Genomic DNA, 13,082 nt, shown 5'->3' with positions numbered 1-13,082 from the left:
GGAATTCCTTGTTAAAGGTATGGGCATATCCGTTGCCCATGATTGCCAGCCCTGGCAACAGCCAGAGGGCCGGCTTTAGCTAACAAACTCAGGCAATGCGCTGTGACAATGGTGGTTGCCAGCGTCGAATGGTCACTGGCACTGATTTTGACGTTGGGGTGTGGGTTTGATCACCAAAGCTGGATAAGGGCACCAGTGGGTTGGTTTCAGGATAGTATGCGGCGAGATTACCGCGCGGGATATCATAGCTCACTAACTTGAATCCACTGACTTTACGAGTAATCCCATCATTCCATAAGGTTTCTATTTCCACTAGCACGCCATCTTCTAAAGCTAACGCGGCCAAATCTTGTGGATTAATGAACAAAACTTCTCGCTGACCATAGACACCCCGGTAGCGATCGTCGAGACCATAAATGGTGGTGTTATATTGATCATGAGAGCGCAATGTTTGTAACACAAACGGGGCCGCCCCCCCTGCAATCGGCGGGAATAGACTCTCTGGCAGGGGCGTTGCGCAAAATTCAGCTTTACCACTTGGGGTAGCAAAACGCATTTCAGCGGCGGCACTACCCAGATAGAAACCACCGGGTTGATCACAACGCGTGTTGAAATTATCAAAGCCCGGTATGGTGGCGGCAATATGATCACGGATCAGATTGTAGTCAGCGGCCAATGCCAGCCAGTCCAGCTTTGCACCATTAACCTTTTTGTTAGCGAAAACCGCATTGGCGATGCCACAAACAATGGCGGTTTCGGCGTGCTGGGTATCCGCCAGCGGCTTCCCGACACCTTCAGATGCGTGCACCATACTGAAAGAATCTTCTACCGTAATGAATTGTGAACCACTGGCTTGCATATCGCGCTCGGTGCGGCCCAGTGTCGGCAAAATCAAGGCATCAGTGCCGGTTATCAGGTGACTACGATTTAGCTTGGTACTGATATGAACGGTCAATTCACAACTGCGTAATGCTTGTGCGGTGCGCTCAGTATCCGGTGCCGCCGCCGCCAAATTCCCGCCAAGGGCAATCAGCACTTTTACTTCACCGCGCAACATCGCCTCGAGAGCTTCCACGGTGTTATGACCCGCACTTTGTGGTGGGGTGAAACCAAAATGGTCGGCCAAACGATCCAGCATGGCTTTTGCGGGGTTTTCATCAATGCCCATCGTGCGATTACCTTGCACGTTACTGTGACCACGTACCGGACATAACCCCGCGCCGGGTTTGCCTAACTGACCAAACAACAGTTGGAGATTAGCCAGTTCCCGCACCGTTATCACTGAATGTTTATGCTGAGTGATCCCCATCGCCCAGGTGATGATAATGCGCTCGGCATGTTGATAAATATCAGCGGCATGGCGAATTTGCTCTTCACTCAGGCCCGACTGTTGGGTGATCTGCGCCCAAGAGGTGTTATCAACGGCCGCCAGATACGCCGCTATACCTTGTGTATGTACCGCAATAAAGGCTTGATCAAACAAACCTGATTCCCCTTGCGCCAATTGATAGCGATGGGTTTCCAATAAGGCTTTTACCATGCCGCGCACCGCCGCCATATCACCACCCAAATTAGGTTGAAAATAAGCAGAACTAATAGGGGAGGATTTTGGTGTCAGCATCTCAAGAGGATTTTGCGGATCGGCGAAACGCTCCAAACCGCGTTCACGCAAGGTATTGAAGCTAACAATACGTGCACCGCGATCTTTGGCATGACGAAGGCTGTGTAGCATGCGGGGGTGGTTAGTCCCCGGGTTTTGTCCGAAAACAAAAATAGCATCGGCCAGTTCGAAGTCCTGCATCTGAATGGTACCTTTACCAACGCCGATACTCTGCTTTAATCCGGTACCACTGGCTTCATGGCACATGTTTGAGCAGTCCGGGAAGTTATTGGTCCCCAACATGCGGCCAAATAACTGATAAAGGTAAGAGGCTTCATTGCTGGCCCGCCCGGAGGTATACAGCTCCAGCTGATCGGGGTTATCCAATCCATTAATATGCTGAGCGATCAACGCCAAAGCATCTTCCCAACTGATGGGTTGGTAGCGGTCAGTTTGTGGGTTATAACGCATCGGATGGGTGAGTCGCCCCTGGTACTCAAGGAAGTAGTCACTCTGCTGGCGCAATGTGGTCAGACTGTGTTCGGCAAAGAATTGGGGTTCCACCGCTTTGCGGGTTGCTTCCCAACTGACCGCTTTAGCGCCATTTTCGCAAAAACTGAAGGTGCTGTGATTATCGTCGCCCCAGGCACAACCGGGGCAGTCAAAACCTTTTACCTGATTGACCCGCAACAAATTGCGAATATTTTTCAACGCTTGCTTGCTGTCCAGGACAAAGCGGGTGGTTGCTTCGAGAGAACCCCAGCCACCAGCTGCGCCGGTATAGGGTTTTATTGCTGATTTAAATTTCATAATGATACGCCGCAGGTGTCTTTTTTGTTTCAAGCAGGTAACAAAATCATTAACTGTTTGAGTCTGTTTTGTCACAAGTTTAGTGGCGCGGCGGTATGGCGTCTAATCGAATACCGCAATCGCGGCATAGAGGGGGTTTATCGTGGTTGATAACATGCGGTGAGACGCGCCAGAAGTGTATCGCGCTCCCTGCATAGAGTGGCAGCGTGATGTATCAGCATTCTTATCGTCGGCCGGTGCTCACCGCCACAGGTATTTACTGAGCGTGGTCAGTGGATTAATGCTCGGGGTAGACCTTCTCTTTAAACTCACACAAGTCTTCAATAATGCACGAACCACAGCGCGGTTTACGGGCAATACAGGTATAGCGGCCATGCAGGATCAACCAGTGGTGGCAATCAAGCTTAAATTCAGCCGGAACCACCTTGAGTAGCTTGGCTTCAACCTGATCTACATTGCTACCGGGAGCAAAGCCAGTGCGATTACAGACACGGAATATATGGGTATCTACCGCGATTGTGGGCCAACCAAAGGCGGTGTTCAACACCACATTGGCCGTTTTACGCCCCACACCGGGCAGCGCTTCGAGTGCTGCTCTGTCTTCAGGCACCTCGCCATTATGTTTTTCCAGCAAAATACGGCAGGTTTTAATCACATTTTCAGCTTTGGTATTAAACAAGCCGATGGTCTTGATGTATGCCTTCAGGCCATCGACACCCAGGTCAAGCAGGGCTTGCGGGGTATTAGCCACCGGATAAAGTTTGGCAGTGGCTTTATTGACGCTGACATCGGTGGCTTGTGCCGAGAGCAATACCGAAATAAGCAGTTCAAAAGGTGAGGTGTAGACCAGTTCAGTGGTTGGATGTGGATTGTTGTCCCGCAGACGGGTCAGAATCGCGACACGTTTTTCTTTATTCATAAGGCTTTCCCGGCATCTCCATCCTGAAGTTGCGGCGCAGTTGCTACTACTTGTGCTTTGCGCGCTTTTATTTTTTCGTCAATGACATATTTACCGGCCAGCAGTAATCCCAAACCAATAAAGGCACCTGGCGGCAGCATTGCCAGCAGAAAAGGGCTATCCAGATGCAGAATTTCGATACGCAGCACTTTTGCCCAGTTACCTAACAGCATATCCGCGCCATCAAACAACGTACCGTTACCCAGGATTTCACGCAGTGATCCCAGTACAAATAACGAGCTGGTTGCCCCTAGCCCCATAGCCAAGCCATCGAGTGCCGATAACCCCACCGGATTCTTGGCCGCGTAAGCTTCCGCCCGGCCAATCACAATGCAGTTAGTAACAATCAATGGAATAAATATCCCGAGGGATTGATATAACCCAAAGGCATAAGCGTTAATCAGCATTTGCACGGTACTGACCACGGAAGCAATGATCATCACATAGATTGGAATACGAATTTCATTTGGCACCCAGCGGCGCAAAGCCGATACCGCGGTATTGGTACATACCAATACCAGCGTGGTAGCTAATCCCAAACCGAGGGCATTGGTGGCGGTAGAGGAGACCGCCAACAACGGACATAGTCCCAGTAGCTGCACTAGCGCTGAGTTATTCTTCCATAACCCCTGCGCTAACAGATTTTTTGCTTCACTCATTGCCGTTCTCCACAGACTGGCAGGCTATCAAGCCTTGCTGGCAAGGTTTCCAAATACAGCGTGGTGCTTTTCACCGCCCGCACCACTGCTCTTGGTGTAATGGTGGCGCCGGTAAATTGATCAAAGGTACCGCCATCTTTTTTTACGGCCCAGCGTTTATCTTGTTCACTTGCTACATGTTGGCCGCTGAAATGGCTAATCCAGTCAGAGATTCTAATATCAATTTTATCACCGAGACCGGGGGTTTCGTGATGTTCTATCACCCGACTGCCCAGCACATTACCGTGGAAATCTGCACCGACTAACAGTTGGATAGCGCCGGAATAACCATCGGGAGCGGTGGTTTCAATCGCGGCAGCCACGGGTTTATTCGCCAACCGGGCCAGATACAAGCGATGAGGCGACAGGTTACCCAACGCGGCATCAGTGACAACGTAACATTCTGCTTGCATATCGTTGTCATAATTTTCAGCCGGGACAACCTGATCCAGCAACGCTTTTTGTTGCAAAGCGGCTTGATGGGCGATGGTTGACTCTGTCAGTGAGTTAACCACCGCCGTCAATCCGGTAGCACCGGCGGCAAACAGCGCCAAAGTAATGCCGTGACGCTTCATGGTTTTTAGCATAACGGCTCCTTATTTACCGGCACGGTTGTGACCATAAACCCGAGGCTGGGTATAGTGGTCAATCAGTGGAACAGTAATATTGGCCAGCAGTACGGCAAAGGCAACCCCGTCAGGATAGCCACCATACACCCGAATTAACCACACCAGAATACCGATTAATGCGCCGAAAATCAGCCGGCCACGGGGCGTGGTGGAGGCACTGACCGGATCGGTGGCAATAAAGAACGCCCCCAACATGGTGGCACCGGAAAACAGGTGCAACATCGGCGGGGCAAAACTTTGCGGGGCAACTATCCAACTAATTGCGGCACAGCCAGCCAGTGCCAACAAGAAACTGACCGGAATGTGCCAATGAATCGCTTTACGCCATAGCAGCAATAAGCCGCCCGCCAGAAAACCGAGATTGATCCATTGCCAGCCTACCCCCGCCAGCGTTGCGGCAAAAATGGGCTGTTGCAGAATTTGATCTACGGGTTGTGAGCGTAGGGCGGTTTTAAAGCTATCAAGCGGTGTGGCCTGACTGACACCGTCATAACTCATCTGGAGTTGATGAATATCAGCGCCACTGTGGGTATATCCGGTAAAGATAATTAAAAGAGAGTCATAAAACCCCACCGGTGCAGCTTGTAATGGCAGCGGCGGTAACCAACTGGTCATTTGTACCGGGAATGAAATAAGCAGAACAACATAACCCACCATGGCCGGGTTGAACGGATTTTGTCCCAAACCACCATACAGTTGTTTAGCGATGACGATAGCAAACAGCGTACCCAACACAATCATCCACCAAGGGGCCAATGGGGGCAGGCTTATCCCCAGCAGTAAGCCGGTGAGCAGGGCGGAGTTATCTTGTAACCGCATCAATACGGGCTGTTTGCGTAACTGCAAAACGGCCCCTTCGGCTAGCATGGCGGTAACCATTGCCAGTGCTACCTGAATCAGGTTGCCATAACCAAAGAAGTAGGTCTGAGCAATAATGCCCGGAATGCAGGCCAGAATCACCAGCAGCATGATGCTACGGGTACTACGTTGATTGTGCGTAAAAGGGGAACTGGCTATTTGCAACCCTTTGTTCTGGGTCGATGCTGCTGGCCTGAATTTCATGAAATTACAACCATATGTCGAATGCTTAACAGAGTTCTTAAACGCAGTTATCGCGCTGGCAAGTCAATACTTGCGGGCATCGATACACTCAGCCGTCAGGGGGATAATATTTGTGCCGCATTCTACCCTATTCAGACAAAGTGTAATACGCCTTAATCATAGGGTTATTATCCATAATGTGTTGAAATATTAAGTAAGCTGTAGCATTTAATAAATCAGGCTAATCTAAAAATTTAACTTGCAATTTATATCGCGATGGTAACAAACATATAGCAAGAACGGGTTTTTGTGCGGCTTGTGGGTATTAGGCTTTGGTCTCAGATAAATAGATTTAACTCTTTGTTTTAATGGGTTTGTTTTTGTTTTATCTGTAGCTAATCAACTGTAAGTTAACGATTTATTAACTTGTGAAATTAGATTTGAGAAAAGCGTTGGCATAATGATAGATTAATGTAGTATGCACTGTAATTATATATTTAAAGAACAATAAGATGATAAACGAAGACATATTGTTTATAGAGGAATTAATTGAGTGGATTGAAATCAATTTAGAAAAGAGGCCCACACTGGACGATGTGGCGAAGATTTCTGGATATTCAAAATGGCATCTACAACGGAAATTTAAAAGTATTGTGGGGGTACAATTAGCCTCCTATATACGTGGCCGGGTACTGACTCGCGCAGCGGTTGCATTGCGCATTTCACGCCGTCCTATCATTGAAATCTCTGATGAGTTGGGTTTCGATTCGCAGCAAACCTTTACCCGTACATTTAAGAAGCGTTTTGGTGTTACCCCAAATAGTTTTCGTCAAATGGAACACTGGGATGTGCAAGGGATGATTCCCCGTTTCGGTTTTTGTGAAAATTACACCCCAGAAATCAAACGGATATTTTTACCACCGCGAGAATTGGTGGGCTTTACACGGCGGCTGGATTTTGACGAACACAACCATTGTAGTGGTCAACACTCCTCCTGTATGGCGATGAAAGATGAAATTCTGCTCGATTTCTTTAAGGAAGTTAATTTCTCATGCCAACGGGTGTACTCGCTGTTTTCTGCCAAAGAGTGTCAACAAGGGCAAAACAGTGTGAATTATTCGACTGCGATTGATAAAGACAAGCGGCATGAAATCCAGGGGCTGCGTGAGGTTGATCATATCTCTATTCCGGCGGGGGAGTTTCTCTCCATATCCCACCAAGGTAGTGCCAAAGAGTGTGTGAAATTCTCAATTTATTTGTTTAATGAAGTGCTGCCAAAATTACGCGAAGAGTTTGGTGGTGGTATCGAAATGGAAGTTATTGAGATAGACAGTTGTCACGCCGAATCAAAAATGCGTGATATCTCGGTGGTTTATAACTATCAGATGTTGACGAACTGATGTACTGCCGCAGTGGCAGTGCGTCAGTTCAGTGTGTTACCTCTTAATCTGGGTTAGCAGTTTGTGCGGCTTTCTTGGCTTTGACCCGGGCAATGGCGGCAGCTACAGCGGCTTTGCGTGGATCTACTTCTGATTCTTCATGTTCATGCGTCACAACCGCGGGCTCAAGCTGTGTTTGTGCGGCTTTCTTGGCTTTGACCCGGGCAATGGCGGCAGCTACAGCGGCTTTGCGTGGATCTACTTCTGATTCTTCATGTTCATGCGTCACAACCGCGGGCTCAAGCTGTGCTTGTGCGGCTTTCTTAGCTTTGACCCGGGCAATGGCGGCAGCTACAGCGGCTTGGCGTGGATCTTCTTCTGATTCTTCATGTTCATGCGTCGCAACCGCGGACTCAAGCTGTGCTTGTGCGGCTTTCTTGGCTTTGACCCGGGCAATGGCAGCAGCTACAGCGGCTTGGCGCGGATCAACCGACGACGGTGTTGACTCATCGGAGGCGACAGTCAGCTGTTTTTCTGCCTGACGTGCTCTGGCCTGTGCTTTACGTGCTTCTCGAGCGGCAATAACGGCACTGTTATCCGGTGCTTGCCCTGCGATCACGCTGATAACCGCGTCGGCATTCTTATCCTGGCGAGCTAATCGACTGACAGCGGCTTCAACCTTTTGCTGGTCAGCATCAGTCAGCTTGACCGCGGCTTGTTTATGGCGCAGTTCACGCGCATGCTTTTCTCGTTCCAACCGCGCTTGTTTGGCCTCAAAACGTGCTTTGGCTTCCGCTGCTCGGGCATGTTCCTGATCGAGGGCGCGGATTTCTGCTTTTTCCTGACGGTAATACTGTACTAATGGGATATTGCTCGGGCATACATAGGCGCAAGCACCACATTCAATACAATCGAATAAGTTATGATTGCGCGCTTTCTCGTGTTCTTCACCTCGACTGAACCAATAGAGCTGTTGGGGCAATAAACCTGCTGGACAGGCATCAACACATAAGCCACAGCGAATACAAGCTTGTTCCGGTTCAGATAGCCCCATTTCGGCTTCGGTCGGCGCTAAAATACAGTTACTGATCTTAACGATCGGTACATCCAAACTTGGCAAGGTAAAGCCCATCAGCGGGCCACCCATAATCACCATCGGTTGGTGCTGAGGCTGAAATCCGGCCAGTTTCAACAAGTGCAATACCGGTGTCCCAATTCTGGCCCAGAAATTGCCTGGGTTTGCTAATGCATCACCAGTGAGTGTCACGACTCGTTCAATTAATGGCTCATCGTCGATAATCGCTCGCTTAATGGCGACTACTGTACCCACGTTTTGCATCAATACCCCAATGGATGAGGAGTGCTTGCCGAAAGGCACCTCTTTACCAGTCAGGATTTTGGTGAGCTGCTTGGCACCCCCGGACGGATATTTAGTCGGTACAACCCGCAACTGGATCTCGTCATGGCCCTGTAATACATGTTGTAAAGCCGCAATTGCGGCGGGCTTATTATCTTCAATGCCAATCAACACCTGCTGTGGTTGCAGCAAATGTCTTAGAATATCAATACCGGCGACCAGTTCCTGCGCGTGCTCCTGCATTAACCGATCATCGGCAGTGATATAAGGCTCGCATTCAGCCGCATTGATAATCAGGGTGGTAACACTGTTCACGCCACCTTGTAATTTACTGGCGGTCGGAAAGCCTGCGCCGCCCAAACCGGCGATACCCGCTTGATGAATACGATCCAGTAACGCTGCGGTATCTCGCTGTAAATAGTCGGCCCACGGCTGTTGCTCACGCCAACGGTCTTCACCATCCGGGGTAATATGTACACACAACTCAGCCAACCCGGAGGGATGTGCAGTGGTATGCGGGGCAATAGCCGTAATAGTGCCAGAGGTGGGGGCATGTACTGGAACTGTGCGGCCACGGCCCACGGTCAGTGGCTGGCCCTTTAATACTTGTTCACCGGTTCTGACGCGCAGTTCACCTTCTGGCCCCAGATGTTGTTGCAACGGAATGATCATTTGCTCAGGCAAGGATGCGATGCGCATTGGCACCGTGCTGGATTGCAACTTCATTTCCGGTGGATGGATACCCCCGTCAAAATCCCAGATATTGTCGTGTTGGCGGGCAGTAAACAGCTTAAACATGTTGCTCCACATCTATCATTTTCACTGGAATCATCTGTGAGGCCACTAACTGGCTGGGAAGATTTTTGACCGGAATAGTGCTCAGATCCCACTTCCAGTTAGCGGTGGTGGTGGCAACCGGAATCATTTCAATACAGTCTGTCGGGCAAGGGGCAACACAAAGGTCGCAGCCGGTACACAGGTCTGGCAATACGGTATGCATAGCTCGGGTGGCACCCACAATGGCATCGACAGGGCAGGCCTGAATACATTTTGTGCACCCAATACAATTGGCTTCATCAATAAAGGCCACTTTACGCTGTGGATGAGCCGCCGCTTCGTCACCCTCTAGAGGTTGTGGTTCAACCGCCAGCAGTTCAGCCAGCTTAAGCATCACTTGTTCGCCACCCGGTGCGCACTTATTGATTTTCTCCCCCTGAGAGGATACAGCTTCTGCATAGGGCCGACAGCCAGGGTAGCCACATTGACCGCACTGGCTTTGCGGCAAGATTGCTTCTACTTGCTCAACCACGGGGTCTTGATCAACCTGAAAACGGCGAGCAGCAAAACCAAGCACCACGCCTGATATCAGCGCCAATGTACTTAATGCACCTACGGCAATCCATAACGACATCATTAGAACTTCACCAACCCGGTAAAGCCCATAAAGGCCAATGACATCAAACCTGCTGTAATCAGGGCGATAGAAGACCCGCGGAATGGCGCAGGAACGTCAGCCACCGCCAACCGTTCGCGAATAGCAGCGAATAACACCATTACCAGAGAGAAACCAGCTGCGGCACTGAAGCCATAAACCGCCGATTGCATAAAATTATGAGATTGATTGACATTAAGCAACGCGACACCCAACACAGCACAGTTAGTGGTGATCAGTGGCAGAAATATCCCCAGCAAACGATAAAGTGCCGGGCTGGTTTTGCGTACCACCAATTCGGTAAATTGCACCACGACGGCGATGACTAAAATAAAAGCCAATGTGCGTAAATACACCAAACCAAGCGGCAGCAAGATAAAGCTGTTTACCATCCAAGCGCAAACAGAGGCCAATGTTAGTACAAAGGTAGTTGCCAGCCCCATACCAATAGCGGTCTCCAGTTTTTTGGAGACCCCCATAAACGGGCACAGGCCAAGAAATTTGACCAGCACAAAGTTGTTTACCAATACAGTACCGACAAACAGGAGCAGGTATTCAGTCATTACGAAGCCTAAAAAAATAAAAGCCGCCTATTATCCAAAATTGGCGGCCTGACGACAACAGATGAAGTGCAGGGTTATTACGATTTACTGGCTATTTTAGGGGGAAAAGGTGCGCAATCCCATTAAAGTTCGGTAAAAGTATGCTTCACGCGTTGAGAACGTTTGATGTAAGGCACAAAAACAGCAGCGGCCAGCAAGGGCCATCCCAGAGTGCGTAAGGCAATATCATCACTGATCGGCGAGAAAGCAAAGGCCTTTAGTGCCAGTAGCACGGTTAACAATAACCAAAGAATAAACCATTTCGGTAGACGACGTGAGCGGCTGCAAAACAACCAGATGACCCATAATGTATAGGCCCACATCACCAAGGTTGTTATCACCGAGAAATACCATTGTAGGGTAAATGCCTGTGAGTTGGTCACCAGATACTCTCGTGACTCTGGGGTGAAGATGGCCATGGCATACAGTACTAGCATCAGGCTGGCGCTGAGCAGTGTGACGATCAAATAAGCCAGTGGGGCCAATAACCAGCCGCCAATGCGCTGATATTCCTGCGGTTGAGACATAGTGAACCTTAGTAATCTATTAATAAGGAGTGATAACCATCTGTCGCTATCACTTCTTTGTATGATACTAGCTTAACCCGCAAATGTGTCCTTCGTCATCTATATCAATATGGTAATACGCCGGTTGGGTACCCAACCCTGGCATGGTCATGATATTTCCAGTGTAGATACGAACAAATCCGGCACCTGCCGACACGGCACAGGCCGTTACAGGCAATACAAAATCATGTGGGACGTTCTTCAGGCTGGCATCGGCACTGATAGACAGGGGTGTTTTGGCGATGCACAGCGGCAAATGGCCGAAACCTGCTGCGGTTATCTCATCAAGTTGTTGGCGCGCTTGAGGCGTAAATGTCACATCGTGGGCGCCATAACGCTGTGCCATAACCTGTAACTTGCTCTCCAGTGTGGCGCTGTCTGGATAGGGTAACGTCGGCTCAGCGCCCTGAGCGCAGGCAGTTATCACTTGTTGAGCCAGTGCGGTGGTCCCGGCACCTCCCAGGGCAAAAGCGTCACTGATTTCACAAGCAAGTGCGCCGGCAGATAAAGCATAGTCGGCTAAAAATCTCAATTCTTCGGGGCTGTCGTCGGGGAAGCGATTAACCGCAACCACCACCGGCAAACCGTAACTTTTCGCGTTATTGATGTGCCATTTCAGATTGGCGCAACCTTGATTGAGCAAGGGAATATTGCTATTGAGGATCTCGGCAGGTAGTGGCTGACCCGGCTTAATATCATACGCGCCACTATTGGCTTTCAGGCTACGCAGTGTCGCCACCAAAACCACACAAGCGGGGGCAATACCGGATTGGCGATACTTAATATTAAAGAATTTTTCCATCCCCATATCGGAACCAAAACCCGCTTCGGTTACCACATAATCCGCTAATTGTAAGCCCAACCGGTCTGCCAGAACCGATGAGTTGCCGTGGGCGATATTGGCAAAAGGGCCTGCATGGATCAGTACTGGGGTGTGTTCACTGGTTTGCATTAATGTTGGATGAATAGTCTCTTTCATTAGCACGGTCATGGCACCGGCGACGCCCAAATCTGTTGTGGTTATCGGTTCGCCGTGGGTGGAGTGAGCCAAAATAATCCGGCCAATGCGTTGTCGCATATCTTGCAGATTTTCTGATAAGGCCAAGATAGCCATCAATTCAGATGCAGCGGCTATTTCTACATGGTCTGCCCGCTCCACACCGTGGGTACTTTCGCCGATCCCCACACGAATATGGCGTAGCGCCCGGTCGTTGTGATCAACCACGCGTGGCCAGAGGATCCGCTGCGGGTCAATATTCAGTAACGGTAATCCGGTTTGTTGACTAAACGCCAGCCCCAAGCGTTGCTCATGGTACAACCGCGCATCCAAAGCGGCGGCGGCCAGATTATGTGCAGCACTGATGGCATGGATATCACCTGTGAGATGCAGGTTCAGTTTCTCCATCGGTTGCACCTGTGAAGCACCGCCACCCGCAGCACCCCCTTTCACACCAAAGACCGGGCCAAGACTGGGTTGACGGATACAGGCAACACAACGGTGACCTAATCGGTTGATCCCCTGACTTAAGCCAATCGTTGTTACGGTTTTCCCTTCGCCTAACGGCGTTGGGGTGATACTGGAAACTAAAATCAGTTTGCCTTGCGCACGACCAGGCTGGATCGCCCGGATATCAACTTTTGCCATATGATGCCCATAAGGGATGACATCATCGGTGCTAACACCTAATTGCTGAGCAATATGCATGATTGGCAACATTGCTGGGTGACGAATAAAATCTGAATGAGGGGGGAGGTCATCGGCAGTCGAAGGCATTGTCGGTGTCATGGCGAGAAAAAGTCCTGTTATCAGTGATAAAACGGCGGCAGCCAACCACTATGGCTATAAATCACCGCAAAATTATCACATAAAGCGATGAATAATTGACGATACAAATCAATAAATGTGAAGTGACCGAGGTTAAGTGTCCTACCATAGATATTCTTAATATTGGCGGCCTAATATGTCTAATTTATATCGCTCCATTGTGAATTAAAATTCACAAACATAAC

The 13,082-nt window shown here is 49.7% G+C and carries 11 protein-coding genes; 1 reads left to right on the top strand and 10 read right to left on the bottom strand.

What is annotated here, in order from left to right; all coding sequences use genetic code 11:
• Positions 1-88 precede the first annotated feature (88 nt).
• The 5 genes from V1955_RS11240 to rsxD form a co-directional block, all read right to left on the bottom strand.
• Positions 89-2,410, bottom strand: a complete 2,322-nt coding sequence (locus V1955_RS11240) for an FdhF/YdeP family oxidoreductase (protein WP_372569165.1) — start codon at positions 2,408-2,410, stop codon at positions 89-91.
• 277 nt (positions 2,411-2,687) lie between these two features.
• Positions 2,688-3,329 (bottom strand): endonuclease III, encoded by a 642-nt coding sequence (gene nth / locus V1955_RS11235; protein WP_372558991.1) that lies wholly within the window; start codon positions 3,327-3,329, stop codon positions 2,688-2,690.
• Positions 3,326-4,027, bottom strand: coding sequence for an electron transport complex subunit E (locus tag V1955_RS11230; RefSeq protein ID WP_442820903.1), 702 nt, complete (start codon positions 4,025-4,027; stop codon positions 3,326-3,328). The genes nth and V1955_RS11230 overlap by 4 nt, the downstream gene beginning before the upstream one ends.
• Positions 4,024-4,653, bottom strand: a complete 630-nt coding sequence (gene rsxG, locus V1955_RS11225; RefSeq protein ID WP_372569166.1) for an electron transport complex subunit RsxG — start codon at positions 4,651-4,653, stop codon at positions 4,024-4,026. The genes V1955_RS11230 and rsxG overlap by 4 nt, the downstream gene beginning before the upstream one ends.
• A gap of 9 nt (positions 4,654-4,662) precedes the next feature.
• Complete coding sequence (gene rsxD / locus V1955_RS11220) at positions 4,663-5,757, bottom strand: electron transport complex subunit RsxD (protein ID WP_193784661.1); 1,095 nt, start codon at positions 5,755-5,757, stop codon at positions 4,663-4,665.
• Positions 5,758-6,248: 491 nt separating this feature from the next.
• On the opposite strand from rsxD, the gene V1955_RS11215 reads away from it, so the two are divergent.
• Positions 6,249-7,136, top strand: coding sequence for a helix-turn-helix domain-containing protein (locus tag V1955_RS11215; RefSeq protein WP_442820902.1), 888 nt, complete (start codon positions 6,249-6,251; stop codon positions 7,134-7,136).
• Positions 7,137-7,179: 43 nt separating this feature from the next.
• On the opposite strand, the gene rsxC is transcribed toward V1955_RS11215, so the two are convergent.
• The 5 genes from rsxC to V1955_RS11190 all read right to left on the bottom strand — a co-directional run bounded on the left by rsxC (position 7,180) and on the right by V1955_RS11190 (position 12,858).
• A complete protein-coding gene (gene rsxC / locus V1955_RS11210) occupies positions 7,180-9,270 on the bottom strand; it encodes an electron transport complex subunit RsxC (protein ID WP_442820901.1) in 2,091 nt (696 codons plus the stop codon).
• Positions 9,263-9,886, bottom strand: a complete 624-nt coding sequence (rsxB, locus tag V1955_RS11205; RefSeq protein WP_083158881.1) for an electron transport complex subunit RsxB — start codon at positions 9,884-9,886, stop codon at positions 9,263-9,265. Before rsxB ends, rsxC begins: the two co-directional genes overlap by 8 nt.
• A complete protein-coding gene (gene rsxA, locus V1955_RS11200; protein ID WP_013649928.1) occupies positions 9,886-10,467 on the bottom strand; it encodes an electron transport complex subunit RsxA in 582 nt (193 codons plus the stop codon). The genes rsxB and rsxA overlap by 1 nt, the downstream gene beginning before the upstream one ends.
• A gap of 122 nt (positions 10,468-10,589) precedes the next feature.
• The gene (locus V1955_RS11195; RefSeq protein ID WP_372558995.1) at positions 10,590-11,033 is read right to left on the bottom strand and encodes a DUF2569 domain-containing protein; all 444 of its coding nucleotides are present in this window, start codon (positions 11,031-11,033) and stop codon (positions 10,590-10,592) included.
• A gap of 67 nt (positions 11,034-11,100) precedes the next feature.
• Positions 11,101-12,858, bottom strand: coding sequence for a formate--tetrahydrofolate ligase (locus tag V1955_RS11190; protein WP_442820900.1), 1,758 nt, complete (start codon positions 12,856-12,858; stop codon positions 11,101-11,103).
• Positions 12,859-13,082 lie beyond the last annotated feature (224 nt).

The sequence above is a fragment of the Yersinia sp. 2545 StPb PI genome, assembly GCF_052217125.1.
GTDB classification, from domain to species: Bacteria; Pseudomonadota; Gammaproteobacteria; order Enterobacterales; family Enterobacteriaceae; genus Yersinia; species Yersinia enterocolitica_E.
The sequence above is the reverse complement of the archived record's forward strand: the minus strand, read 5'-3'. Positions and strand labels throughout refer to the sequence as shown.

What these genes read in the sequence shown, in the direction of transcription:
- V1955_RS11240 (WP_372569165.1), bottom strand. Translation starts at nt 2,410, where the DNA reads ATGAAATTTAAATCAGCAATAAAACCCTATACCGGCGCAGCTGGTGGC.
- nth (WP_372558991.1), bottom strand. Translation starts at nt 3,329, where the DNA reads ATGAATAAAGAAAAACGTGTCGCGATTCTGACCCGTCTGCGGGACAAC.
- V1955_RS11230 (WP_442820903.1), bottom strand. Translation starts at nt 4,027, where the DNA reads ATGAGTGAAGCAAAAAATCTGTTAGCGCAGGGGTTATGGAAGAATAAC.
- rsxG (WP_372569166.1), bottom strand. Translation starts at nt 4,653, where the DNA reads ATGCTAAAAACCATGAAGCGTCACGGCATTACTTTGGCGCTGTTTGCC.
- rsxD (WP_193784661.1), bottom strand. Translation starts at nt 5,757, where the DNA reads ATGAAATTCAGGCCAGCAGCATCGACCCAGAACAAAGGGTTGCAAATA.
- V1955_RS11215 (WP_442820902.1), top strand. Translation starts at nt 6,249, where the DNA reads ATGATAAACGAAGACATATTGTTTATAGAGGAATTAATTGAGTGGATT.
- rsxC (WP_442820901.1), bottom strand. Translation starts at nt 9,270, where the DNA reads ATGTTTAAGCTGTTTACTGCCCGCCAACACGACAATATCTGGGATTTT.
- rsxB (WP_083158881.1), bottom strand. Translation starts at nt 9,886, where the DNA reads ATGATGTCGTTATGGATTGCCGTAGGTGCATTAAGTACATTGGCGCTG.
- rsxA (WP_013649928.1), bottom strand. Translation starts at nt 10,467, where the DNA reads ATGACTGAATACCTGCTCCTGTTTGTCGGTACTGTATTGGTAAACAAC.
- V1955_RS11195 (WP_372558995.1), bottom strand. Translation starts at nt 11,033, where the DNA reads ATGTCTCAACCGCAGGAATATCAGCGCATTGGCGGCTGGTTATTGGCC.
- V1955_RS11190 (WP_442820900.1), bottom strand. Translation starts at nt 12,858, where the DNA reads ATGACACCGACAATGCCTTCGACTGCCGATGACCTCCCCCCTCATTCA.